Source organism: Mesorhizobium sp. M0047, assembly GCF_040323315.1.
Lineage (GTDB): Bacteria > Pseudomonadota > Alphaproteobacteria > Rhizobiales > Rhizobiaceae > Mesorhizobium.
Map to the genome: position 1 here is coordinate 35,893 of NZ_JAMYUW010000045.1, position 23,010 is coordinate 58,902.

23 protein-coding genes are annotated in these 23,010 nt (G+C 61.5%); 8 read left to right on the top strand and 15 right to left on the bottom strand.

Going from position 1 to position 23,010, the window contains the following annotated elements:
- Positions 1 to 10 precede the first annotated feature (10 nt).
- Genes NKJ89_RS29860 through NKJ89_RS29870 form a run of 3 tightly spaced genes read left to right on the top strand, consistent with a single transcriptional unit; the run spans position 11 to position 2,780 of the window.
- Positions 11 to 1,114: an ABC transporter ATP-binding protein gene (locus NKJ89_RS29860; RefSeq protein WP_352607806.1), complete on the top strand. Its 1,104-nt coding sequence runs from the start codon at positions 11 to 13 to the stop codon at positions 1,112 to 1,114.
- Positions 1,111 to 1,983 carry an ABC transporter permease gene (locus tag NKJ89_RS29865; RefSeq protein ID WP_352607808.1) on the top strand — a complete coding sequence of 291 codons (873 nt, stop codon included), beginning with the start codon at positions 1,111 to 1,113 and terminating at the stop codon, positions 1,981 to 1,983. Before NKJ89_RS29860 ends, NKJ89_RS29865 begins: the two co-directional genes overlap by 4 nt.
- On the top strand, positions 1,980 to 2,780 hold the full coding sequence (locus NKJ89_RS29870) for an ABC transporter permease (RefSeq protein ID WP_352607811.1): 801 nt from the start codon (positions 1,980 to 1,982) through the stop codon (positions 2,778 to 2,780). Before NKJ89_RS29865 ends, NKJ89_RS29870 begins: the two co-directional genes overlap by 4 nt.
- A gap of 21 nt (positions 2,781 to 2,801) precedes the next feature.
- Here the strand turns inward: NKJ89_RS29870 and NKJ89_RS29875 are convergent, their stop codons facing one another.
- From NKJ89_RS29875 to NKJ89_RS29905, 7 genes are all read right to left on the bottom strand, one after another.
- Positions 2,802 to 4,199, bottom strand: coding sequence for an FAD-binding oxidoreductase (locus NKJ89_RS29875; RefSeq protein ID WP_352607814.1), 1,398 nt, complete (start codon positions 4,197 to 4,199; stop codon positions 2,802 to 2,804).
- Positions 4,200 to 4,343: 144 nt separating this feature from the next.
- Complete coding sequence (locus NKJ89_RS29880) at positions 4,344 to 5,603, bottom strand: ABC transporter substrate-binding protein (protein WP_352607816.1); 1,260 nt, start codon at positions 5,601 to 5,603, stop codon at positions 4,344 to 4,346.
- 48 nt (positions 5,604 to 5,651) lie between these two features.
- Positions 5,652 to 6,080 carry a DUF4440 domain-containing protein gene (locus tag NKJ89_RS29885; RefSeq protein WP_352607818.1) on the bottom strand — a complete coding sequence of 143 codons (429 nt, stop codon included), beginning with the start codon at positions 6,078 to 6,080 and terminating at the stop codon, positions 5,652 to 5,654.
- Complete coding sequence (locus NKJ89_RS29890) at positions 6,077 to 7,132, bottom strand: aldo/keto reductase (RefSeq protein ID WP_023762416.1); 1,056 nt, start codon at positions 7,130 to 7,132, stop codon at positions 6,077 to 6,079. The genes NKJ89_RS29885 and NKJ89_RS29890 overlap by 4 nt, the downstream gene beginning before the upstream one ends.
- Positions 7,129 to 7,482 (bottom strand): TIGR04076 family protein, encoded by a 354-nt coding sequence (locus tag NKJ89_RS29895; RefSeq protein WP_352607821.1) that lies wholly within the window; start codon positions 7,480 to 7,482, stop codon positions 7,129 to 7,131. Before NKJ89_RS29895 ends, NKJ89_RS29890 begins: the two co-directional genes overlap by 4 nt.
- Position 7,483: 1 nt before the next feature.
- Complete coding sequence (locus tag NKJ89_RS29900; protein WP_352607823.1) at positions 7,484 to 7,966, bottom strand: DUF3830 family protein; 483 nt, start codon at positions 7,964 to 7,966, stop codon at positions 7,484 to 7,486.
- Positions 7,963 to 8,697 (bottom strand): GntR family transcriptional regulator, encoded by a 735-nt coding sequence (locus tag NKJ89_RS29905; protein WP_352607825.1) that lies wholly within the window; start codon positions 8,695 to 8,697, stop codon positions 7,963 to 7,965. The genes NKJ89_RS29900 and NKJ89_RS29905 overlap by 4 nt, the downstream gene beginning before the upstream one ends.
- Positions 8,698 to 8,823: 126 nt before the next feature.
- Here NKJ89_RS29905 and NKJ89_RS29910 point away from each other — a divergent pair, with 126 nt between their 5' ends.
- From NKJ89_RS29910 to NKJ89_RS29930, 5 genes are read left to right on the top strand one after another with little or no spacing between them, the layout of a single operon-like run.
- Complete coding sequence (locus NKJ89_RS29910; protein ID WP_352607827.1) at positions 8,824 to 9,621, top strand: ABC transporter ATP-binding protein; 798 nt, start codon at positions 8,824 to 8,826, stop codon at positions 9,619 to 9,621.
- Complete coding sequence (locus NKJ89_RS29915) at positions 9,618 to 10,367, top strand: branched-chain amino acid ABC transporter ATP-binding protein (protein WP_352607830.1); 750 nt, start codon at positions 9,618 to 9,620, stop codon at positions 10,365 to 10,367. The genes NKJ89_RS29910 and NKJ89_RS29915 overlap by 4 nt, the downstream gene beginning before the upstream one ends.
- Entirely contained in the window at positions 10,364 to 11,272 is a 909-nt protein-coding gene (locus NKJ89_RS29920; RefSeq protein ID WP_352607833.1) for a branched-chain amino acid ABC transporter permease, read from the top strand. The genes NKJ89_RS29915 and NKJ89_RS29920 overlap by 4 nt, the downstream gene beginning before the upstream one ends.
- Positions 11,269 to 12,252: a branched-chain amino acid ABC transporter permease gene (locus NKJ89_RS29925; RefSeq protein WP_352607848.1), complete on the top strand. Its 984-nt coding sequence runs from the start codon at positions 11,269 to 11,271 to the stop codon at positions 12,250 to 12,252. Before NKJ89_RS29920 ends, NKJ89_RS29925 begins: the two co-directional genes overlap by 4 nt.
- Complete coding sequence (locus NKJ89_RS29930) at positions 12,249 to 13,568, top strand: NAD(P)/FAD-dependent oxidoreductase (protein WP_352607836.1); 1,320 nt, start codon at positions 12,249 to 12,251, stop codon at positions 13,566 to 13,568. Before NKJ89_RS29925 ends, NKJ89_RS29930 begins: the two co-directional genes overlap by 4 nt.
- Before the next feature lie 509 nt (positions 13,569 to 14,077).
- On the opposite strand, the gene NKJ89_RS29935 is transcribed toward NKJ89_RS29930, so the two are convergent.
- The 8 genes from NKJ89_RS29935 to NKJ89_RS29970 form a co-directional block, all read right to left on the bottom strand.
- The gene (locus NKJ89_RS29935) at positions 14,078 to 14,710 is read right to left on the bottom strand and encodes an ATP-dependent DNA ligase (protein ID WP_502904178.1); all 633 of its coding nucleotides are present in this window, start codon (positions 14,708 to 14,710) and stop codon (positions 14,078 to 14,080) included.
- A gap of 231 nt (positions 14,711 to 14,941) precedes the next feature.
- On the bottom strand, positions 14,942 to 15,280 hold the full coding sequence (locus tag NKJ89_RS29940; RefSeq protein WP_352487069.1) for a slr1659 superfamily regulator: 339 nt from the start codon (positions 15,278 to 15,280) through the stop codon (positions 14,942 to 14,944).
- A 17-nt stretch (positions 15,281 to 15,297) separates the two neighbouring features.
- On the bottom strand, positions 15,298 to 15,858 hold the full coding sequence (locus tag NKJ89_RS29945) for a slr1658 superfamily regulator (RefSeq protein ID WP_352487070.1): 561 nt from the start codon (positions 15,856 to 15,858) through the stop codon (positions 15,298 to 15,300).
- Positions 15,859 to 15,860: 2 nt separating this feature from the next.
- Entirely contained in the window at positions 15,861 to 18,227 is a 2,367-nt protein-coding gene (locus tag NKJ89_RS29950) for a SpoIIE family protein phosphatase (protein WP_352607842.1), read from the bottom strand.
- A complete protein-coding gene (locus tag NKJ89_RS29955; protein ID WP_352487072.1) occupies positions 18,224 to 19,402 on the bottom strand; it encodes a methyltransferase domain-containing protein in 1,179 nt (392 codons plus the stop codon). Before NKJ89_RS29955 ends, NKJ89_RS29950 begins: the two co-directional genes overlap by 4 nt.
- Entirely contained in the window at positions 19,399 to 19,923 is a 525-nt protein-coding gene (locus NKJ89_RS29960) for a ubiquinone biosynthesis methyltransferase UbiE (RefSeq protein WP_352487089.1), read from the bottom strand. The genes NKJ89_RS29955 and NKJ89_RS29960 overlap by 4 nt, the downstream gene beginning before the upstream one ends.
- A gap of 173 nt (positions 19,924 to 20,096) precedes the next feature.
- Positions 20,097 to 21,746: a putative bifunctional diguanylate cyclase/phosphodiesterase gene (locus NKJ89_RS29965; RefSeq protein WP_352607851.1), complete on the bottom strand. Its 1,650-nt coding sequence runs from the start codon at positions 21,744 to 21,746 to the stop codon at positions 20,097 to 20,099.
- Positions 21,747 to 22,146: 400 nt separating this feature from the next.
- A partial coding sequence (locus tag NKJ89_RS29970; protein ID WP_352607845.1) for a helix-turn-helix domain-containing protein occupies positions 22,147 to 23,010 on the bottom strand: 864 nt, incomplete at its 5' end.

Below are 23,010 nucleotides of genomic sequence, written 5' to 3' on the forward strand. Positions count from 1 at the left end.
AGAGTATTTCATGAACCAGAACGCCGACCTGCTGACGCTGCGGTCCGTCTCGAAATCCTACGGCACGGTCCCCGTGCTGCACGACATCGACCTATCGATCCGCGACGGTGAGTTCCTCACCGTGCTCGGGCCTTCGGGCTCCGGCAAGACCACGGTGTTGCGGCTGATCGGCGGGCTGGAGCCGCTAACATCTGGCGAGATCCGTCTGGACGGCCAAGACATCAGCCGCATGCCGATCAACCAGCGACCGTTCAACACCGTATTTCAGGACTATGCGCTGTTTCCGCACCTGACCGTTTCCGGCAATGTCGGCTACGGGCTTTCGGTTCGCCATATCCAACGCAAGGAGATTGCGCGTCGGGTCGCGGAGGCGCTTGACCTGGTCCAGCTCGGGCGTTTCACTGACCGCTTTCCCGCACAGCTCTCCGGCGGCCAGCGCCAGCGCGTCGCGCTCGCCCGTGCACTGATCTGCCAGCCGCGCCTGATCCTGCTCGACGAGCCACTGGCCGCACTCGACCTCGAACTGCGCCGGCAGATGCAGGTGTTCCTGAAATCCATCCAGCGCGAAATCAAGACCACCTTCCTGTTCGTCACTCACGACCAGGAAGAAGCCATCGGCATGGCCGATCGGATCTGCGTCATGGAAGCCGGCCATATCCGCCAGCTCGGCACACCGCATGAGCTTTACTACAAGCCGAATTGCGAGTTCGTCGCGCGCTTCTTCGGCGAGAACAATCTGGTGGCCGGAAAACTTGGGGCCGTCCAGGGCGAGCTGCGGTCGATCGAGACGGCGCTTGGCCGACTGGTTTGTTCGATCAGGAACCAGCCTTATTTGAAAGCAGCAGCGGATGGTGCCAGCGCCTACGCGGCATTCCGTCCCGAGGCCTTGCATCTTGCGGACGCGAAGGACACCGACAACCGCTTTTCCGGCACGACCTCCGACATGGCCTTCGCCGGCTCATCCACGGTCGTCACCATCGCGGCCGGCGCCGACGATGCTGCGCAACACTTGCGGCTGCGCGTGCCGAGTCGGGTCGACGGCAGCACCCTGAAACCCGGCGAGGTTGTATCGCTTTCGTTTGCGCCGCTTGAAGGCCATCTGGTGCTGGCATGAGCGAAGCCGGCTCGACACAGCCTGCCGAAAGGCGATGGTCACTGCTGGTGACAGTGCTGGCATTTGCCTTGCCCGTGGTCTTCGTCCTGGTGCCGCTGGCAATCTTCCTCGGCTACAGCTTCTTCAGCGTCGACCAGGGCACGATCGTCTACGGGTTGTCACTTGGCAACTATGTCAGGTTCTTCACCGATCCGATCTTTCTCCCGGTGTTCTGGAATACCATCGTTCTGTGCGTCTCGGTGGCCGTCATCTGCATCCTGCTCGCCTATCCCGCCGCCTATTTCCTGACGACGCTGAAGGGGCGCTGGCGCTATGCCTTGCTGATGCTGCTGCTGGTGCCGCTGCTGATGAGCTACGTCATCAAGATCTATGCGATCCGCAGCATCCTCGGCCTCAACGGTTTTCTCAATAAGGCGCTGGTGGCGCTCGGCATCCTGCAGGAACCGTCGACGCTTTTCGTGTTCAACATGAATGCCATCCTGCTGACGCTGACACTTCTTCTGATTCCCTTCGCCATCCTGCCGATCTTCCTGTCGCTGGAACGGATTCCGCAGGTCCTGTTGCGCGCGTCCGACGATCTCGGCGCGAGCGGCCTGCAGACATTCCTGCGCATCACCTTGCCGCTGAGCCTGCCCGGCGTCGCTTCGGCGGCGAGCTTCGTCTTCGTGCTGGCGATCGGCGATTTCCTGACGCCGCAGATGGTCGGCGGGATCAGCGGCTTCACCTTCGGCCGCATCCTCTACAGCCAGTTCGGCACGGCTTATAACTGGCCGTTCGGCGCCGCACTGTCGGTGGCGCTGGCAGTCGTGGTGATCGCGGCAATCCTCGTCGGCGAACGCTTCGGGCGCCACCGGGGGATTTCGATATGAGCGCCCTGCCCCGGTTGTCCACCATGTTTCTGGCTGCGATCACGACACTGGTTGCGGTGTTGCTCTACAGCCCCCTGTTCGTGCCAATCGTGTCTTCATTCTTCACCATTGCGCACGGCAATGTCGACTGGTCGTCGCCAACCCTCTCGACCTATGTCGCGCTGGCCGAAAATCACGACATATTGGCCGCCTTGCGCACCACGCTGATTGTCGGTGTCTGCACTGTCATCCTGTCGGTGGTCAGCGGAACGCTGCTGGCGCTCTACTATCACGGCCGGCGTTCCGGGCGTTCGATCCTGCAGTTCATAATCTTCCTGCCATTCCTGATGCCGCCGATCATCAGCGGTCTGGCGCTGCTGATTTTCTTCCGCGAAATCGGCCTCGAACGGTCCCTTTTTACGGTCGTCATCGGGCACACGGTCTTCGTGCTGGCGATCGTCTACCGCACGGTGCTGATGCGGCTGCAGTCGATGAGCCGCACGCTGGTCGAAGCGTCCTACGATCTCGGCGCCACGGGCTGGCAGACGTTCTGGCGCATCATCCTGCCGAACCTATCGAGCGCCATGGTCGGCGGCGCCATCCTGGCCTTCGCGCTGTCGTTCGACGAGACGATGATCACCATCCTGGTCACCGGCACGCAGAGCACGCTGCCGGTGAGGCTTTGGGCGATGATGCGGCTTGGCTTCTCACCCGACATCAATGCGCTGGTGGCGCTGATCCTGATGTTCACCGTGCTGCTCTGCGTGCTTGCCGCCCGCTTTCTTATTCCGAGGCAGGTCGCGACGGAACGGACTTGAGTTACAGGGCAATTGTCATCGTTAGAAGGCAGTGGGGTTGAGGTCGAAGGCCCGTCCCGGATTGAGGATGTTTCTGGGGTCAAGTGCCGTCTTCAGCCGCCGCATCGTCGCGATCTCGGCGTCGCTGCGGACCAGATGCAGCCACTTCTTCTTGTCGAGGCCGATACCATGTTCGGCCGAAACGCCGCCGCCGGCCGCCGCGACGCCGCGATAGACGATGTCATACGCCGCCGCAGGATCGACCGTGCGTACCTGATAGTGCAGATTGCCGTCTCCGAAATGGCCGAAGACATAGATGTCGGCGCCGGGGTCGACGGCATGGATGGCGGCGTCCGCCGCTTGCAGGAACGCTCCCATGCGCGCGAGCGGAATGCTGATGTCGACGCCGATCAGACCCTTGATCGAAAACAGGATGCGATTGGCGTCTTCGCGCACGTCCCAAAGGGCTCGGAATTCGCGCGACGACTGCGAGACGACGACATCGTCGATGACGCCGTCCTCGACCGCTTGCATCAGCACTTCGGCGAAGCGCTCGCCGTCGCGCTCGGGCTCGCTGCCCTGCATCTCGGCCAGCACATAAACAGGCGAGCCCGCGGGCAGCGGCGCCCGCATGGCCATGCTGGCGACCATGACGTCATAGAGCGGCGCGAAATTGACCTCATAGGCGGACAGCAGTGGGCCGAGCTTTTGCCGCAGCAGCCCAAGCAGCGCGATCCCCGCATCGAGCGAGGAGAGCGCGCAGAAGGCGTTCACCTCGGACGCGGGCTTCGGATGCAGCCTGAGCGCGGCGCGGGTGACAACACCGAGAGTTCCTTCCGTGCCGATGAAGAGCTGGCTGAGGTCGTAGCCGGAATTGTCCTTGGGCAGACCTTTCAGCGAAGTCAGCACGCTGCCATCGGCAAGGACGGCTTCCAGCCCCAGAACCTGCGCCCGGTACATGCCATAGCGCAGCACGCGGATGCCGCCGGCATTGGTGGCGACATTGCCGCCGATCGTTGCGGAGCCCCGCGCACCGATATCGACGCCGAACATCAGCCCGGCGCTATCGGCTGCCTCCTGCAGCGCCTGCAGCGTCGCGCCCGCTTCGGCGACGATGCTGGCAGCCTGGCGATCCGGCACTGCGAGCCCGGTCATGCGCTCCAGCGAGAGCACGATTTCGCCTGGCTGGACACGCGCCGCGCCCGTCAGCCCCGTGAGCCCGCCCTGCACGACAACCGGCTGGCCGAGATCGTTGCATGCGGCGAGTGCCGTCGCGCCCCCCAAGGTGTAGCGCGGGCGCAGCACCGCTTCAGGAAGCGCGCCGAGCTTGCCGTCGGGATCATCGCGATAGCGCTGGTTCACATCTGCGCCGGCGAGCACGCCGCCCGCACCCAGCCGATTGTCGATAGCGGATAGAAGCTGTTGGGTTTCGGGCGACATCGGCCAATCCTAACCCATGATCGCTGGCCGGTCGAACCCTTGTCCGTGCATGCGCCGCTTGACCATCCGTGGACAATGCGGACAGGGCCGACCGTCCGGCATCGATCGCGATGAGGTCGGATCGACGCCGGACGAAAAGTCATTCTACTGAAGCTTGGCCTGCAGCGCGTTGACATCGTCGGTGGTCATTTCGCCATCGGTGGTCACCTTGCCGTCGACGATCTTCCACAGCCGGAACGGACCGGTGATGTCGCCAAATTTGTCAAAGGCGACCGGGCCGATGACACCCTCATAGCGGATCGGCTTGCCGTCCTTGATCAGGCCGAGCGCCTTGGCGAACTCTTCCTTGCCGGCAAAGATCGGCGCGCCGGCCGGATCGACGGCCTTGTACATCGCGTCCTTGATCTTGGCCGGATCCTCGGAGCCAGCAATGGCGATGGCGAGACCAACGATGGCGCCGGCATCGTAGGAGCGGTCGGCCGCCGGGTTGGACGGTTCGATGCCGGAAAATTCCTTGTAGTTCTTGGTGAAATACTCCGTCGAGGCGGTCGGGCTGGTGCCGGAGGATGTGCCGTAAGCTTCCTTCAGGTAATCGGCGCCGACGGACTCGATGAAGTCCGGGCTGTTCATGCCGTCATTGAGCAGGAATTTCTGCACCCCGCCTTGCGAAATCCAGGTCCGGGCAACCGTTGCGCCGTCGACCGGCGTGCTGACTAGATAAAGGCCGTCCGGTTCACCAGCCATTGCCGCCGTGACTTCCGAGGCATAACTCGACTGCTTTTCATTGTAGGGCGTGTCGGAAACGATGGTGCCGCCGAGCGCTTTATAGGCGCGCGAGAACTCGGCCACCATGTTGACGCCGAAGTCGTTGTTGACGTGGATGACCGACAGCTTCTTGAAGCCCTTGTCTATGGCGTATTTGGCGGCGGCGACGCCCTGCAGCGCATCCGAGGTGATGGTGCGGAAGAAGATGCCGTTGGTCTTGCCGTCGCGGCCGAGCGCAGTCAGCGTCGGCGAGGATGACGCCGGCGACACCTGGACGATCTTGGCCGGTGCGGTGACCGAGGTCAGGATCGGGATCGACACCGAGGAAATGATGCCGCCGATGATGACCGGCACCTTCTTGACCTGAACCAGCTGGGTGGCGGCGTCGACCGCGATGTTGCCCTGGCTCTGGCTGTCGCGCGTGTCGGTTGCCAGATCGCAGCCGCGCACGCCGCCGGCGTCGTTGATGTCGCGGAAGGCCATCTCCACCGACTTGGCGCCGGCTTGGCCGTATTCGCCGGCCGGGCCGGTCAGTTCCATGACAAGGCCAACGGTGATCTTGCAGTCGGCGGCCTGTGCCGCACCCGCCATCGTCACAAGAGCAAGTGCTGTGGTGAGTTGGAGTATCGTCTTTGTCATTGTTGTTCCCCTTTCGTTACTCAACTGTATTTGATCTCTGGAGCCTGTTCAGCGTTCCGGCACCTGCAGCCAGGTTTCATGCAGATGCCGCCATTCGACGCCGTTGGGCGCCGATGAACTGGTGGTGAAGACGGCGCTCGACTGGCGGCGGCTGTGCTTGCCGCCGCGCAGCTGGGCCTCGACGTAAAGGACGACGATGGTATCGGCGTCCTGCCAGCCGGGCCGGATGTCGTCGATCGAAATGGCAAAACCGTCGTCGCAAGAGGCGCGGCTTGTACGGACATGATCGACGACCGCGTCCCGATCCAGGACCTGGCCGTCCGGCGCCACCATGCTGAAGTCTTCGCCCATGGCGCGTTCGAAGCGGCCGAAGTCTGCCGTGTTGGCTCGCGCGGCAACGAACCAGTCGACGAAGAAGCGATGCAGGTCGATAACCTCGGCGCTGGCGCGTGAAAATAGGGAGCGCTCGCCGCTCATTTCTTCCCCGCATTGAGGTTGTAGTGCATGATCGAGCCGTGACGGCCGTGACGGTCGCGCTCCAGCGTGTAGACATCACCCTCAAGGCCAGTGCCTTGCGCGATGACGGCTGCAATCCGCGCCCGATCCTCGGCATCGAGCGCGATATCCATGATTTTGGCGTTGGCGAGCGCATGCGCCTGGTTACGAGCGCCGACGATGACAGCGGCGACTTGCGGCTGTTCGAGCACCCAGGCGCTGGCGATGGTGGCGATGTCGACGCCGCGGCGATCGCCAACGGCCTTCAGCGCCTGAAGCAGCTCCTGTAACAGGTCCCAGCCGCCGAAATCATCGATGATGAGTTTGTATTTGACCAGGGAACGGTTTTCGAGCGGCGTGGCGGGCTCGGCCACGCCAAGCCATTTGTCGCTGAGGAAACCACCAGCGACTGAGCCATAGCAGAGGAAGCTGACGCCGTTCTTCGAAGCGACTGCCGCCAGGCTCTTGCTCGGCCGCTGGTCGAGCACCGAGTATTGCAGTTGCTGGCTGACCAGCGGGATGCCGGCGGCGAGGATTTCGGCCAGCCGCGGCGTGTCGAAATTGGTGGTGCCGAGATTGCGCACCTTGCCTTCCAACCGGAGTTCATCGAGCCAGCCCATCGCATCGACATAGCGAGGTTGCGCATAGTCCCACCAGTGGAACTGCACGAGGTCGAGCCGCTCGGTCTTCAGCCGCCGCAGCGACTGGTCGACGATGCCCCTGATATAGTCGCGGCTTATGCTGGCCAGTCGTTCAAGGTCGGGCACCAGCTTGGTGTGCACCTTCATCCTGGCGGCAACATCGAGACCGCGCTCGCTGGCCAGCCGCAGGCGCGCGGCACCGATCAGCTCTTCGACGCCGGTGTAGATGTCGGCGCAATCATAGGTCCAGATGCCGGCGTCGAAGGTTGCGATCAGATCGGCCACCGCTTGGCTGCGGTCGACAGCGCCGTGGCCGCCGGCCAGCTGCCAGCCGCCACGAATGACGCGCGATATCATGTAGCCGGGGCCGAGTTCGAAGGTTTTGGTGGTCATGTCAGGTCATTCTCTTTCGGCAGCGGCACGGCCGTGGTTTCGGCATGGTTGAACCGCCGCTTGCCCATCCTGACGATCCGCAATCGGCTGGCGCAATTGGGATCGGGACAAGCGATCTCGGCGTCCGAGGTCATCCAGTCGTTCCTGTCCGTCGGGCGCTGCTTCGCCGCCAGCAGCGGCAGCACGGCGGCGAGCGAATAAATCGAGAAACTTTGCCCTGCCGGCATCGACAGCATCTCGCCCTTGAGCTCGAAATAGTCGCCAGCCTTGGCACCGCAGTAGATCGGTTTTCCCTCGGGGATGACCGCCTCGACGCGAAGATCGAACAGCTCGAAACTGTCGTCAGCCATTTCAGGCCTCCACCAGGCTGAAAGTGATGTCACAGGCGCCATTGCGGCGGATAACACCGCATGCGGCGGCGAACTGTTCGCGCTCCTTAGGCGGCACCTGCGCCACCACGCTGCCGGCCAGCCAGCCGATCGGAAACAGCAGCCGCGCCCCCTGCCCGTAATAGAGGCCGATATCGAAGATCGCATTGGGGTTGCCGCCCCACATGCGTGGCGGCACATAGGACAGGACGATATCACCCGGCTGCGGGTTCAGCGTCGCGTTCTCGGCCGGCAACGACCTGGCATAGGCCTGGCCCTCGAGATCGGCTGCTGGAACCGGACAGGAGATTTCCGGCCCCGTCCACATCGCATGGATGCCCGGAACGACGCGTGGCATGCCTAGATATTCCGATAGGAAGGCGGCGTTTTCCGGTGCCTTCTCGGGCAGCAGCAGCGCCGTGACGGAAAGCTGCGAGCGCGGCTCGGTGATTCTGATGGCGGTCATGTCTGGTCTTTCGCGGCGGCAGCTTGCAGCTTGCTGCACAGGAACGTGAAGGGTCGACTGATGTCGGCGACCAGCGACTCGCGCGCCGCTTGCGCGTCCTGCGTGGTCAGCGCCGTGACGATGCGGCGGTGATACTGGGCGGTGTCGACCTCGCCGGCCTCCGAGAAGGCGTAGATTGCGACACGGATGCAGGGGCCAGATTGCAGCCACAGGCTCTCGATCATCGGGATCAGCACGGCCGAGCCGCAGGAGCGGTAGATCTCGAAATGAAAGCTCTGGTTGAGCGTCACTTCGCGATCGACGTCCTTCTTGTGTTTCAATGCCCGCATCTCGTCCCATTCACCGAGAATGGTTTCGATGGTGGCGATCTGGCGCGGGCCCATGCGGGGCGCGGCCAGCGCGATCGCCTCGCCCTCGATCAGGATGCGGGCACGCAAGAGATCGTCGAGGCGTTCCAGGGTGATCGGCGGCACGCGCACCGAACGGTTGGGCAGCGCCTCCAGCGCCTTTTCCGTGATCAGCCGGCCGAGCGCCTCGCGCACCGGCATGGTCGAGGTGACCAGCGCATCGGCCAGGCCACGGATGGTCAACACCTGGCTCGGCTCGAACAGGCCGCCGATCAGGGCGCGGCGCAATTCGGAGTAGACGCGGTCCTGCACGGTCTCGCGGCCGACCGGCGCAAGCTGGGCCGCGATCGCCTCGTTGCTCTTTTCGATGGCAGCCTTTTGCATGGAATTCCGTTCTCGGCCGGTTTTCGGCTTGCGGACGAAATTAAAGCCGAATAGCGTGATCAAAGCAAGTGTGATCACAAATCATAATCAGGAGACGGCAACGATCGTCTTCGGCCAGAGGGTTTGATGAGCGAGGCAGCCAAACGGCAAGGGGAAACCCGCGCGCCGGTTCTGACGGCAAGGAATGTCGTCAGGCGGTTCGGCGGCCTTGTCGCCGTCAACGATGTCTCGTTCGACGTCCGGGCTGGAGAAATCCTCGGCCTGATCGGCCCCAACGGCGCCGGCAAGACGACGATGTTCGATCTGCTCGCCGGCAGCATATTGCCGACCAGCGGCGAGATCCTTCTCAATGGCACGCCTGTCTCGGGCGAAGCCGCACATCTGCGCATCGGTCGTGGCCTTGGCCGCACCTTCCAGATCCCGCGCCCGCTGCCCAATCTGACACTGATCGAAAACATCATGCTGGCGGCACAGGGTCAGGCCGGCGAAAGGCTGCTCGCCAATTTCGTGACGCCATGGCGCGTCGCCGCGCAGGAAAGAGCCGCCAGGACAAAGGCGCTCGAACTGCTGGAACTGGTCACCCTCACCCATCTCGCGCATGAGCCGGCGCGCGTGCTTTCCGGCGGCCAGCGCAAGCTACTCGAACTCGCCCGCGTCATGATGGCAGACCCGGCGATCATCCTGCTCGACGAGCCGGCAGCCGGCGTCAATGCAACGCTGCTCGAAGTCATCATCGACCGCATCCGCGACATCAATGCGCGAGGCATCACCTTCCTGCTGATCGAGCACAACATCGACATGGTGACGCGGCTCTGCCATCGCGTTCTCGTCATGGCGAGCGGCCAATTGCTCAGCGAAGGCACGGCCGAACAGGTCGCACGCGACCCGCGCGTCGTCGAGGCCTATCTCGGAGGCGCGGCATGAGCGAGACCGTCCTTGATGTCCGTGATCTCGAAGCCGGCTATGAACCCGGCGTGCCGATCGTGCGTGGCGCCTCGATCACCGTCGGCAAGGGCGAGATCGTCGTCGTGCTCGGCCCCAACGGAGCCGGCAAGTCGAGCTTCATCAAGGCTATCGCCGGCCTCGTCCCGATCAGCCGTGGCACGGTGCTTCTGGACGGCAATGACATCACTGCCGCGCCCGCGCACACCATGGTGCGGCTAGGCCTAGCCTTCGTGCCGCAGACCGAAAACATCTTTCCTCTCATGTCGGTCGAGGGCAATCTGAAAGTCGCATGCGGCATCCTCGAACGGCGCGAGATTCCTGCGCGCATCGAGGAGATGTATGTGGCGTTTCCCGACCTCGTCCGCCAGCGGCGAACCGCCGCCGGCAACCTGTCGGGCGGGCAACGGCAGATGCTGGCCGTCGCACGGGCGCTGATCGTCCACCCCAAGGTGCTGGTGCTCGACGAACCGTCGGCCGGCCTGTCGCCGAAATTCGTCTCGATGGTGTTCGAGATGCTGGCCGGCATCCGCAAATCCGGCGTCACCATCCTGCTGGTCGAACAGAATGCAAAGGCAGCGCTTGCCATCGGCGACCGCGCCTATGTGCTGGTCGAAGGCAAGGATCGGCACGAGGGCGTCGCCGCCGAACTGTGGAACGATCCGGTCGTCGCCGAACTCTATCTCGGCCAGCGCCCCCGTAAGCCCGATACGGGAGGTGGGGCATGAGCCTGCAATTCATCGTCGATGGGCTGCTGACAGGTTCGATGATCGGCCTTGGCGCCATCGGCGTGACGCTCACCTATTCGATCCTGCGCTTCTCGAACTTCGCCCATGGCGACTTCATGGCCTGGGGCACCTATGCGACGCTGGCCGTCGTCAGCGCCATCGGCGCGATGGCCGGTAAGGTGGCACCCATTGCTCCCCTCTCCTTCGGCTGGCCGCTGATTGTCGCATTGGTCGTCGGCATGGCCTTCACCGCCCTGTTGGCGCTGCTGCTCGACAAGGTGCTGTTCGCGCGGCTGCGCTCACAAGGCCAGGCGATCATCGTGGTGATGGCGAGCTTCGGCGCGTCGATGGCGCTGCGCAGCCTACTCGAATTCACCTTCACCTCGCGGCCGACCTATTTCAGCCGCGCCATTCAGATCGCCATGCCGATCGGCTTCGGCATCCGCATCACGCCCGACCAGATCGCCTTGCTGCTGCTGACCGCCGTGCTGGTGCTCGGCGTGCATCTGTTGATGACGCGCACGCAGACCGGCCGCTCGATGCAGGCCCTGAGCCAGAACGCAGCGCTGGCCCGCATCGTCGGCATCGACGTCGCCAGCGTGGTGCGCGTCACCTGGGTCATCGGCGGGGCGCTCGCCTGCGTGGCCGGCGTGATGATCGGCATTCTGGTGCAGATCCGCCCGTTCATGGGCTTCGACATGCTGCTGCCGATGTTCGCCGCCGCCATTCTCGGCGGCATCGGCAGCATCCCCGGCGCCGTGCTCGGCGGCCTGATCATCGGGCTCGCCGAAGCCGGTGCCGTGCAATTGATCGGCGCCGAGTGGCGCGCCGCGGTCTCCTTCATCATCCTGATGGCGGTGCTGTTCGTGCGGCCGATCGGCCTGTTTGGTGTGAGGGAACGCTGATGGACCTGCTTGGCTACGGCGCCTTCTTCCTGACCACCGCGCTGATCTTCTCGCTGGTCACGCTGGGGCTCAATTTGCAGTGGGGCCTGACCGGCCTGTTCAATGTCGGCCTCGCCGGCTTCGTCGCCATCGGCGCCTATACATCCGCGCTGCTCACGACACCTGATGACGCTGCGCGGCTCGGCGGCTTCGGCCTGCCTATTCTTGTCGGCTGGCTCGGCGCCATGGTCGTCGGCGGCATCGCCGCGGCCCTTACCGGCATGGCGACGCTGCGGCTGCGATCCGACTATCTGGCGATCACCACGTTCGGCGTCGCCGTGGTGGTGCAACTGGTCGCGCTCAACGCGCAGAAGCTGACCGGCGGACCGTTCGGCATCGGTTTCATCCCGCGTCCTTTCGGCAGCCTCGCGGAGACGCCTCTGCTATTCAACCTGTCGAACCTTGCCGTCGTTTCGGTGGTGACGCTGATCGCCTATCTCGCTCTGGAGCATCTGTCGCGCAGCCCCTGGGGGCGCGTGCTGAAAGCGCTGCGCGAGGACGAACGGGCAGCGATTTCGTTGGGCAAGAGCGCGCGTTTCTACCGCGTCCAGGCCTTTGCCGTCGGCGGCGCCATCATGGCGTTGGCCGGCGCGCTGCAGGCGCACTTCACCGGCTTCATCGCGCCGGACAATTACCTGCCGATCCTGACTTTCCAGGTCTGGGTGATGCTGATCGTCGGCGGCTCGGGCAGCAATCTCGGCGCCGTCATCGGCAGCATCCTGGTGTGGGCGATATGGGCCGGATCGGGCACGTTGACCAGCATCCTGTTCCCGCCGGAACAGCAGGCGCGCGCCGCCGCACTGCAGATCGCCGCCATCGGCGTCATGCTCTGCGTCATCCTGCTGATCCGGCCGAACGGCCTGTTCGGCGACAGGCCGCGGCGGCGATGGTTCGGCAAGTGGGTGAAGATCGCTCAAGCCAAGAACAGTTCCGGGTCATGAACGCCGTGCCTCGGCAGGAAACGCATAGCGCTTCGCTCTGGCATGCGGTCAGCCGCAATCGCCGCGAGCGGCCCGCGCTGCAAGGCGGGCTCGATGTCCACCTCGCCATTGTCGGCGGCGGTTTTTCCGGTCTATCGACCGCGTTGCACGCGGCCGGGAAAGGGCTTTCCGTCGCCGTTCTCGAAGCCGAATTCATCGCCTGGGGCGCGACCGGCAGGAATGCAGGCTTCGTCGTGCCGAACTTCGCCAAGATGGACCCGACCGACATACTGGCCCATCTCGGGCCTTCACGTGGCGAAAGGCTGATCGATTTCGCTGCCGGCAGCGCCGACCTCGTCTTCGATCTGATTCGGCGGCACGGCATAAACTGCGACGCCTTGCAGAACGGATGGATTCAGCCGGCGCATTCGCTCGCCGCGTTCGAGAAGGTCAAATCACGCGCCGGGCAATGGGCTCAACGTGGCCGGCCGGCAGTCACATTGGATCGGCAGGAGGTCGAGGCGCTGACGGGCGTGCCAGGCTATGTCGGCGGCTGGATGGATCGTTCTGGCGGCGTACTCAATCCGGTCGAATACGCGCACGGGCTCGCCGATGCGGCGGAGAAAGCCGGCGCGAAGATCTTCGAGCGGACGCGCGTCACCTCGGTTGATGGCATAGCCGATGATTGGATGCTGAAAACGCCTTCGGGATCGGTACGCGCTGCCAAGGTGTTGATCGCCACCAACGCCTATGGCTGGTCCCTCAATCCGTCATTGCAGCGAACCTATTTCCCGCTGAAAGTCTTCCAGGTCGCCACGGCGCCGCTGTCGCGCGAAGTCCGCAGCCGGTTGCTTCCCGGCGGGCAAGGTGTCGGCGACACCAGGCGCAATCTGTTCACCTTCCGCTTCGACGCCGAAAACCGGCTAATCAGCGGCGGTATGCATATTCTTGGCGCCGGCGCCGAGAGCCGCGTGCCGCAGACGATCTGGCGGCGGCTTGGCCGGCATCTCGACTTGCCTGACCTGCCGCCACTTGCCTACAGCTGGTCCGGAATGGCTGCCGTCGAACCGGATTTCCTGCCGCATCTGATCGACCTCGGGTCGGGCCTGATCGCCGGTCGTGCCTGCAACGGCCGCGGCATCGCCATGACCACGACGATGGGCAAGGCGCTGGCAGATTGGGCCGCGGGAACCCACGCCCGCGACCTGCCGCTGCCCTTTGTGGCGCCAGCACCGATCCCGTTCCATGCGATACTGCGGCATGCGCCGAATATTTTGCTCGGCTGGAGCATGCTGCGCGACCGGTTGGACAATGCGAATCTGGTTCTTCGAGCGTGAGCGCTTCGAGGAGGAATATGCCCGCCGCGCAACGAGTGGTTATCGGTAAGTCGGAGGATCGTCAGTTTAATTTGTTTGCTGCGGTCATCAGCGTCCGGAGGACTGGGGACGGCGAGCGACTCTGCCCACATTAGATTCTGAACAGGCGCCTCATCGCCGCAATATCGGACGGCGATCTCGCACTTCCAATGTAGGAGCGGCGTCATTTTGGCACGTGACCAGTTGATGGCCTCGCACTAGCTCGTAACCGCACCGGGCTCAATCGAATTGCTCGTTGTGCTGCGGACAACGGCGTCATCACCCAATGAGTCAATCGCCTTCGTGTTCTCGCATCTTGCGTTCCACACCGCCTTTTTTGCGACTTTCGAAGCACAAGTCATGAATACGGGATGACGGGGTATTCGGTTCAAATTCGCCGCTAACGTCAGCTTTGCGCCTTATGTCGTCATTCCGGCCGACTTGACCGCGTATCAAAGGCGGACATTGCTGGCGCCATCCTGAGGTCGTCGTTACGCCAGAAGCGGTCGTCGAAGCTCAGAATCGGGTCCCTCGGAATATCTGGCCTTCAGCCATGTATTCGACAGTCCGCTCCTGTAGCGGCTGTCGGCGCGCTTCGAGATAATGCTTTCAAGCCCCACCTTTTCGAGGGCGCGGAAAATCGCTAGCGCACTGCCCTCGAAATGCTCGCTGTACTGGATCTTGCCGGGGCCGTGCTCAACCAGTTGCCACAGCGCCTGCTTGCGCTGTAGCAGCGGCAAGGAGCCTAGATTGCGACCGTCGAGATGTAGGATGTCGAACGCGACGAACACCAGCCGGCCCGGTTCGTTCCAGATCGCGGCTTCCAGCGCAGGGCGATCGAGAGTGCCCTGCTCGCCAGGCACAACGACCTCGCCGTCGATAATGGCAGCCCGGCATGGCAGCTCGACAGCCAGCGCGATAGGCCAGTATTTCGTGGTCCAGTCGCGACCGTTCTTGCTGTAAAGACGCACGCCGCCATTATCGATGATGATCTGCGTTCGGTAGCCGTCAAGATTTACCTCGTGAAGCCATCCCTCATCTTCGGGCGGCTCCTCGACCCGAGTCGGGATCAGCGGTGGAATGAACTCCAGCCGGCCGCCGTTCACCTTGGCATGCTTACTCAATGACGCCACCTTTGATCGCGCAGCGGCGGCTGATCGGCACAGGCAGCCCGACATCCCCCCAACCTGGACGCCTGCCGCCTGTGCCGAGCCCCGCCCAGCCATCGCGAGCATCTGCGCACCAGGCCGGATTGTCGTTAGCTTCGCATCCACATACTTGTCCTGGCGTACATATCTCGCTCGTTGCGGCGGTCTTGCACCAGGCAGTCTTTTGGCCAATTTCGACCGACCTGATTAGTCCATCAAAAGCACCACAGCAGGATGCAGCTTCTTCAGATTCGGCAATGATTTCGATTGCCAGGGTATGTCGGGCGTTCCACGCACGACGAGTCGAACACCGGGATGCTTGCGCACCTCGATGGTAAATTTCGCCAGCAGGTTGATGCCGGAAGAGTTGAGAAAGTGAAGGTCCTTCAGATTGAGCGTAATGGAAGCGGGATTCGAGGCAAGCACACTGGTCGCCAACGCCGTGACAGGCGCACCGGCGTCGGAACTGGCAAGCCGCATTGCACCGTCGAAGAAAATTTCGCTTCCTTCATTCCATACGCGGTAGTCGTCTGTCTTGATTTCCATAGCTAGCTTCGTTTCATTTAGTTGTGAATTTGCGAGATCGGAATGGAGGCATATGTCTCCACGCAAATCCGATCGCTTTCGTCGGCGGCGCTGAATATCCAAGCCAGGCGCGCGCCGTAGTCGCTCATCAACGTCAGCAATCCAACTCCGGAGCCTCCTACGTCGGGGTTCGCGGCATTGGCCTCAATTCGCTGTATCAGCAGGTCCATGGGGTCGCCAACCGTGATGTCCGCCAGGAGACTTTGGAACTCGGACGCATCTTCACCATCGACGTCATTCGACACTTTGAGCTTGAAGCATTCCGAATCCATCGACGCCTCGATCAAGATCTCACCCGGTGCGCGAAACTTGACGGCATTTTCGATGAGTTCGTTGACCAGATATCCAATGCTGTGCCGCACTTCCATGTAGTCATTGCGGGACGACCGGAAGCGCAACGCGAAAAGATCGGCGATGAAGTCCGAGGTCGTGGCACAATGACGCCAACTCAAGTCGAGAGGTCCGTCGAACAGCCGCACGCGACTGACGCTCTCCTTCATCCCAGTTGCAACGTCAGGGGTCCCGAACAGCGTTGTCATGGCTATGTGTGCCTTATGATCACGAGGGTGATGTCGTCGTGGATCTTTTGGATCCCGATATGGGCCATCAGATCGTCGATGATGCCGGTCTTGATGTCCTCGGCGCTGCTGCCGCGACGCTTTTGTGCGCTCTCGCAGAGGCGCTCGAATCCGAACAATTTTCTGTCTTGGTCTTCCGCCTCGGTCACTCCGTCCGTGTGCAGCACGATCACGTCGCCGCTCCCGAACACGATGTCGCGCGTGGCAATGAACTTCGAGATGTCATTCTCCAGGCCAACCGGCAGACCCAGATCCATCGTGTCGATACGTTCGACGTTCCCGTCCGCACGCACGACGAGAACGTCCTCATGCTGGCCGGATAGCGTTACCCGCTCATCCTCGAAGTCAAGGAAGGCCAGCGAGAGATGCTTGCCGGTGTTCGTCCGCTCGATGTTCTTGTAGATCGCTCTGTTCAGCCGATCCAGAAACTGGTGCGGATCCCTTTCGTTAGTCTCCTGCAGCGCGCGTGCAACGGATTGGACCATGAGCATCAGCACGCCGCTCTCGAGACCATGACCGGTCACATCGCCGATGCCGATTTTGACCCATGACCCGTTCTGCAGGACGTCATAATAGTCACCGCCGACCTCGTCGGCCGGCCGCATGTAGGCCGCGATCTCCAGCCCTGGAATCGCTTCGAGTTCGAATTGTTTCGGCAGGACCATCATCTGTATCTGCCTAGCGACCGCGAGTTCGGCGCCAAGGCGGACGTTCTCATCCTGCAGCTTTTCGTTGAGTGCGGAAATCTCCTGATTGGCATCCCCGAGTTCCCGAGTTCGTTCGTCGACGATTTGCTCGAGGTTTTCCGTGTGAAAGCTGATCTGCTCGGCCATCCGGTTGAAAGCGATCCCTGCCGCTCCAACCTCGTCGCGCGTTGGAATGCTCACGCGGACCGAATAATCTTTGGACTGTAGCCGCTGGGCGGCGCTGGCGAGCGCCCTGAGACCTGCGGTGATCCGCTTCGAAATTCCGAGCACGGCGGCAAAAACTATCAGAAGCGAAACGACGATCGCAGCGATCTGAAAAAGCAGGACACGGTTGGTCGCGCGGGAAATACTGTCCTGCGCGGCGAACAGGGACGCATAGATCTCCCGTTCGGGAACGACGATCCCGACCGACATCGTTTCGGACTTGATCGGTCCTGAACTCCACAGATTGGTTGGCTTCAATCTTTTGAGGACAACAATGTAGGGTACGTGTTCGCCCCTATCGTCGAGCATGATATGCTGAATCACGCCGTCATTGTTCTGGTCGAGAGGCAGCACTGCGATAGCCGGCTGCGTGCTTCCCCGCAGTGACCTCTCCAGGCCAGTGACGCCTTGGCTGCCCGCATCGCTCGATGACGTCAGGCCGATGATTGCCTGGCCCGACGGATTGATCGCCACCACGTTGCCAGTCGACATCGTGAGAAAGCCGAACCCGGTTTCAGCGATCTTCACACGTTCGACGACTTCCGCGAGTTGGTCGAGAGTGATGTCTGCTCCCGCTGTACCGGCAATACCGGTGTGATCACGCGTCCACAGCGGATGGAAAAAGCTGACGATCAGCTTTCCCGTGATTGCATCGGTGTAGGGCGCCGTCTGGGTAATGTCATCGGGCACCGGCCGAGAGGCCGGATCCCTAGCCCATTGCTGCCACGACCCGTAGATACCCGGAAAGAAGAACTCCCAGAATTCCGCCTTGTTGTGGCCCGGATAGAGCTTGTCGAAGGTCTGTGCCTGGTCCGTATACGGTACGGTCCTAAATATCGGCCGTTCTTTTGGACCAATATAATACATCTGCAGTTTGGATGACCCGCTGGCCATTAGCGTCGGCGCAACGAGGTCTAGGACGGTGCTGTCTTCTATTGCCTGCTGGACGCTTGGCAGCGGACTGTGGTCGGCGCCCAGCAGGTAGCCCCAGACGCTGACCACGGACGGCGCGCCCGGCAGGTTCTGTGCCCAATCGCCCTGCGCGTCATAGACCACCTTTACCGAGCCGGGCGCTTGCTGCGAAAGCGTGGCTCCGACCTGTTGCTGCCTGCTTGGATCGTCGATCTGGGCCTGCAGCACGCCGGCCAACGCCTTGACGTCCCCATGAACTCGATCGAGCAGCAGGTCGACGCTCAGCGCTGTCGATTGGGCATAGGAACGAATGTATTCCTGGTTTGCGGTCGTCAGGCCCTCACCGACTTCCGATGTGGCATCGCGCGACAGCTTTTGAACGTTCCAAAGCGCTAGGCCACCGCTCAAAAGGAGGTCGAACAGCACGGCGCCGCCAACGACCAACACGAATTTCGCTCGAAACGAGCGCAAGCCGAAGCGCGGCGTTCCCTCATCGGCGGCTTTCATTGCGGCCGTCGCCCCGATGCGACCCAGATCGGCCAACCCGCATAACCCTTGGGGTGGAGCGCAGCGAAAATGTGGTCCTCGAAGCCCTGCCGAAAGCGCGTGACGAACTCCGGCCCATCGCCGCGTCTGGTCGCCATCTCGCCCGCATAGACATCCGCCCAGGCTGCAATGACATCGGCGAAGTCCTGCGGATCGCCGTCCAGGTTAGTGACCATGAAGGTCTCCACAAGGATGTCTTCGAATCCAGCTTCCACCAGGTATCGCCGACTCTTGGGCCCAAGCTCGACGTCCATCTCGAAATGCCCGAACAGCTTCGCCACCTCGTCGTAGGTCCAGCGAATGCTTTCGCCGCGCGGCTCGCCGAGGCAATGCGAATTCTTTTCGTTCGTGATATAGACCCGACCGCCTGGCTTGCAGATGCGGTAGAGCTCCTTGAGGATGAGTTCAGGTCGATTGAAGATTTGCAGGGAATGTCGGCAGGTGACCAAGTCGAACTGCGCTTCGTCGAGCAGCATCTCCGACGCATCGCCATACGTATATTCGATGCCTCGGATGTCGAACTCCCGCATCACTCGTCGAGCATAGTTCAGGCTTGATCTGGAGTGGTCGAGGGCGACGATGCGTGATGGCTGGAACTCCTTCTGCGCGAGCACAGCGAAATCGCCGATCCCGCAACAGATGTCGGCCATGACGATCCCGGGCCTCATCCCGTGTCGCGGCAAGATTGCCCGCTCGTGGCGCCATGTCATCTTTGTCTGAGTACGCAGGATCGGCACGAACCCGCCTTCCTCAAGAAAGCCCTGCCCCGGATAGAATTCGGTATCATATTCCTCGACGGTGATGTTCGGTTCAATTCCGCTCAGGCGACCGAATTTTCGCGAGGTCCATCCGACGACGCTTGACGTGATGACGACGAATTTGAGATCGGGTCGAGCGCGACAGGCGTCGATGATGATCCTCGAAAAGATGTGAAACGCGGCGTTGTTCATCTGCGTCAGGCGCCTGACATTGACGTAGAGAACGCCGCGCACACGGCCGATCGCATCGCGAAGCAATGCTATGCTGGGCCCAAGCTCATCGATCGCCTGAGGCCGGACCACTCCCGATATGGAGAACTCCTGGTTGTTCGCGTCATATTGCGCCTTAAAGCGCGGGAGAAGGTCGTATGGGCTCAATTTTGCAAGCCCTCGAGCGGAAGATCCAGGACAAGCTTGATTGCATCGCCGTCGGCCTCCTCGATCCAGAGTGTCGCGTTGTAGTCGACAGCCAGTTCCACGAGTATGACCCCGCGGCTCGGCGCGAGATCCCCAGACACCGAATTGAGGTATCGCTCTCTGGCCTCCATTCCTGCAAGTTGCGACACGGCTTCTTCGTAAAATTGGCGCTCCGCCGGCAAGCAAGGAAATGTCAACTCGATCCTATCTGTCGCGCCATGGCGAGACACCCTGCATGCCAGTTCGCCATCGGCATGGCGCGTGCGAAAGGCGACTTCGAGCAATTCGTTGAAGGCGGAGGAAAAAAGATTTGAATGCCGGACCGAGTCAGACCTGTTCTGACTGATCATCCGGGCCATGTATGTCGAGACATAATCGCAGTGTCTCCAGGCTGAGACAAAAGCTTTGATTCCCATGTCGATCTGGATCATGGGTTCAAAGGTCGGTCCGCCGTCAGCCAAGTCATGATGAACAGGTCCCATCGGCATCCTCACTTGTTGCTTCAGCATTGAACCCCGCGGGGTGATGGCCTCCGCGACGAAAAACTTCAACGCCCGTGGTCAGGCAGTCTGGCACCGACTTGAACAATTGCGCGGTATTGCCCTCGATCGTTCCACAAATCCCCACTTCATCGTTAGCAAAAGGGTTCGAAGCGCTAGAGCGCCCGATTTGATTCCTGCATCGCTCGTGCCACCCTCGGCGGGGACCGCTTGATGAAATCGCCGATCGCCTCGGCTGGGAGAGGCCGCCCCAGGAAATAACCTTGCAGACAATCGCAATTTTCCTTGATCAGCCACCGTGCCTGTGCCGATGTCTCGACCCCCTCGGCAGTGACACTTATCCCTAGGCCGTGCGCCAGGTTCATGATCGATCGCACGATCGTTTGGCTTTTGAGGTCGGTCTCCAGGTCCGCAATGAAGTACTGATCGATCTTCAGAGTATCGAAGGGAAAGTTCTTAAGATAGCTTAGCGATGAGTAGTATGTTCCAAAATCGTCGAGCGAAATTCGTATTCCCAGGACGTTCAGGGTATTCAACGTATCGATATTGTCGATCGTCTTCTCAAGCAGGACCGTCTCCGTTATCTCAAGTTCAAGTCTGTCGGCTTCGATTCCAACTGCGTCGATGATCTGGGCGATGGTGTCCGTCAGTGAACCGCTAAGGAACTGAGCTGGTGACAGGTTCACCGCGACTGTCAGCGAGGAAGGCCACGTCAATGCCTGGCGACAGGCTTCCTCGAGCACCCATCGTCCAATCTCTTCCATCAGACCGTCGGCTTCGGCGATCGGTATGAACACGTTAGGTGGAATGATTCCGACCTCAGGGTGCCGCCACCGCAGCAGCGCTTCGAAACCGATCACTGACGAGGGGGGCCGAATGAGCGGCTGATACTCCAGATAAAGCTCGCCCCGCTCCAGCGCGGTTCGAAGGCTGCGTCTCAGATTCTCGCGTTGCTCAAGCAAGAGCAGCATCGAACGATTGAATATTCGAGCGCAGCCGCGTCCATCTGTCTTGGCCGCGTAAAGAGCAATGTCAGCGGCTTTCATCAACTGTTCGCCATCGGTCCCGTGCTCCGGCCCGAAAGCAATTCCGATACTCGAGCCGACGAAGACGGGAATGCCGTTGATGACGAACGGGTTCTTGAACGCGTCGACCAGGGAACCGGCAAGGCGCTCAGCTTCAGCTGGCTGCTCTTTTCCCAATTGGATGACAGCGAACTCATCGCCGGCATACCGGTACGCGGATTCGCCGTCCTGCAGCGCGTCGCGGATACGGCCCGCCGCGAGCTGAAGAAGCGTATCGCCTGCTCCATGCCCGAGCGTGTCGTTGACTGCTTTGAAATCGTCAAGGTCGATCTGCAGCAGGGCGGCTTTCGGCTTCAGTTCACCGAGGGCCGCCAACGCTTGCTGAAGCCGCTCGCCGAATCGCCGCCGATTCTGCAGTCCGGTCAGCACGTCGTGCGTCGCCTGATGGAGCAGAATTACATGCTCTTGCTCGTCCGTCACGCTGCGCCCATCGCGCTCCCTTGATTCAATGATTCCAATACCATTTGCAGTGGCGAAAACAAAAACGGACCGCAGCCCTTCGCCCGATGACCGCGGCAAGTCGATGCTTGCCGGTGAGCCACCGTGGAACACACGAAGAAATTCGCCGCGATACGTTGCATCGAGGAAGCTCGGGTAGATCTCCCAAAGGGCTGCACCCGGTGTCACCGCGCCTCCGTACACGCCCCTGAGCTTGGTTGCGTAGTGGGTCAGACAGAAGTCGCGGTCGTAGAACGACAAAAGTTCGGTCGTGTTGGCCAAAAGGTCAGCGAGAAGCGCTTCGCCGGGACGTCGAACATCGCTTGAGGAAGCCCCGTCACTCCCGTTGCCGACGCCTGATGCCTCTGGAGCCAAGAGTCACCTCCATAAGCGGCGCGAATCCACGCCGCCCAGTCCAAAAATAACATAACTGTCAAGCTTGGCAAACTTTTAACTCGCAGTCTTAACAAGTGCGGCATACGGCGTAGGTGCAATGCGTGCTCTGCTGTGGTTTTCGACGATAATAGTCAAAAATCACAGTTGGTTAATAAATCGGGAATTGTTTCGAATTGGCAATATGATTGATGGCGTGGTAGACGCGACACGAAATATTCTGGTCCATGAGGCGGCGTGGCCTTCCCCTGTTTTGAGCCCGCCCCCTCAACCGCCGCCAATCTTGTACTCAGCTTCCGAGCGCTTTGAGCCAACCTTCAAAGGAAGACGCCTTCTCGTGTTCAGCAAGCGAAACAGAGTGGGCGGGGCGCGGTAACACCACAGTACTGCGACCTTCGCGGGGGCTGTAACCGAATTCCTTGCTGAATGCTCGGCTGAAATTAGCCGCTGAACTAAACCCGAAGGCCTCAGCGATATCGACAATTCGTCGGCTGTCCGCCGGATCGCTAAGCGCAAGATGGGCTGCCAGAAGTCGACGACTTTGTATGTAATGGAGAACACCACCGCTCGGTTCGAATAATTGATAGAGACGAGAGCGCGATACGCCGAGCGCTCGGCACATTGAATCGGGTGCCAGATGAGCCGCATCCAGATTGGTTTGGACATATCGACGCGCTCGCTCCATCAGCGCGACACTCGCCAATTGTTCGGCGGCCGCGGCATGTTCCGCCGGAGGCGCGAGGCAGGCAATGATCATGCTCCGAGTAGCGTGTACGATGCGGGGCAGATCTTCAGCCGTGAGACTGCGCAGTCTTGCTTCTATGCTGTTGACGTAGTCGGCAAAGAGGTTGGCAAAGTTGCCGGACATAATTGTATTGTTCTTTGCGTCGAGGGTTGACGCCGCATCAGAGAACAAATCACGCGGCAGATAGAGAGAGAGGCTTTCCGAGTCCGTTACCCTCCCGCGAAACGGGTAGCCAAGCGACCTGATCTCCAAATTGCCCGGCTGGTTTTCCGCAACGCGGCGATCGACCTCCGTCCATGACCGGCCACTACGCGGCAAGACGATGTACCAGTGATCGATCGAACTGGATCGGAGCTTCGCGGCGGAACGCATGTAGCTATGTGCCGGCGCGCGCTGTTGAACGATCAG

Coding starts and splice junctions, on each gene's coding strand:
- NKJ89_RS29880 (WP_352607816.1), bottom strand. CDS start 5,603: ATGACAAAGACGATACTCCAACTCACCACAGCACTTGCTCTTGTGACG.
- NKJ89_RS29865 (WP_352607808.1), top strand. CDS start 1,111: ATGAGCGAAGCCGGCTCGACACAGCCTGCCGAAAGGCGATGGTCACTG.
- NKJ89_RS29945 (WP_352487070.1), bottom strand. CDS start 15,858: ATGACAACGCTGTTCGGGACCCCTGACGTTGCAACTGGGATGAAGGAG.
- NKJ89_RS29860 (WP_352607806.1), top strand. CDS start 11: ATGAACCAGAACGCCGACCTGCTGACGCTGCGGTCCGTCTCGAAATCC.
- NKJ89_RS29940 (WP_352487069.1), bottom strand. CDS start 15,280: ATGGAAATCAAGACAGACGACTACCGCGTATGGAATGAAGGAAGCGAA.
- NKJ89_RS29960 (WP_352487089.1), bottom strand. CDS start 19,923: ATGGGACCTGTTCATCATGACTTGGCTGACGGCGGACCGACCTTTGAA.
- NKJ89_RS29870 (WP_352607811.1), top strand. CDS start 1,980: ATGAGCGCCCTGCCCCGGTTGTCCACCATGTTTCTGGCTGCGATCACG.
- NKJ89_RS29875 (WP_352607814.1), bottom strand. CDS start 4,199: ATGTCGCCCGAAACCCAACAGCTTCTATCCGCTATCGACAATCGGCTG.
- NKJ89_RS29920 (WP_352607833.1), top strand. CDS start 10,364: ATGAGCCTGCAATTCATCGTCGATGGGCTGCTGACAGGTTCGATGATC.
- NKJ89_RS29890 (WP_023762416.1), bottom strand. CDS start 7,132: ATGACCACCAAAACCTTCGAACTCGGCCCCGGCTACATGATATCGCGC.
- NKJ89_RS29895 (WP_352607821.1), bottom strand. CDS start 7,482: ATGGCTGACGACAGTTTCGAGCTGTTCGATCTTCGCGTCGAGGCGGTC.
- NKJ89_RS29915 (WP_352607830.1), top strand. CDS start 9,618: ATGAGCGAGACCGTCCTTGATGTCCGTGATCTCGAAGCCGGCTATGAA.
- NKJ89_RS29900 (WP_352607823.1), bottom strand. CDS start 7,966: ATGACCGCCATCAGAATCACCGAGCCGCGCTCGCAGCTTTCCGTCACG.
- NKJ89_RS29905 (WP_352607825.1), bottom strand. CDS start 8,697: ATGCAAAAGGCTGCCATCGAAAAGAGCAACGAGGCGATCGCGGCCCAG.
- NKJ89_RS29885 (WP_352607818.1), bottom strand. CDS start 6,080: ATGAGCGGCGAGCGCTCCCTATTTTCACGCGCCAGCGCCGAGGTTATC.
- NKJ89_RS29910 (WP_352607827.1), top strand. CDS start 8,824: ATGAGCGAGGCAGCCAAACGGCAAGGGGAAACCCGCGCGCCGGTTCTG.
- NKJ89_RS29950 (WP_352607842.1), bottom strand. CDS start 18,227: ATGAAAGCCGCCGATGAGGGAACGCCGCGCTTCGGCTTGCGCTCGTTT.
- NKJ89_RS29930 (WP_352607836.1), top strand. CDS start 12,249: ATGAACGCCGTGCCTCGGCAGGAAACGCATAGCGCTTCGCTCTGGCAT.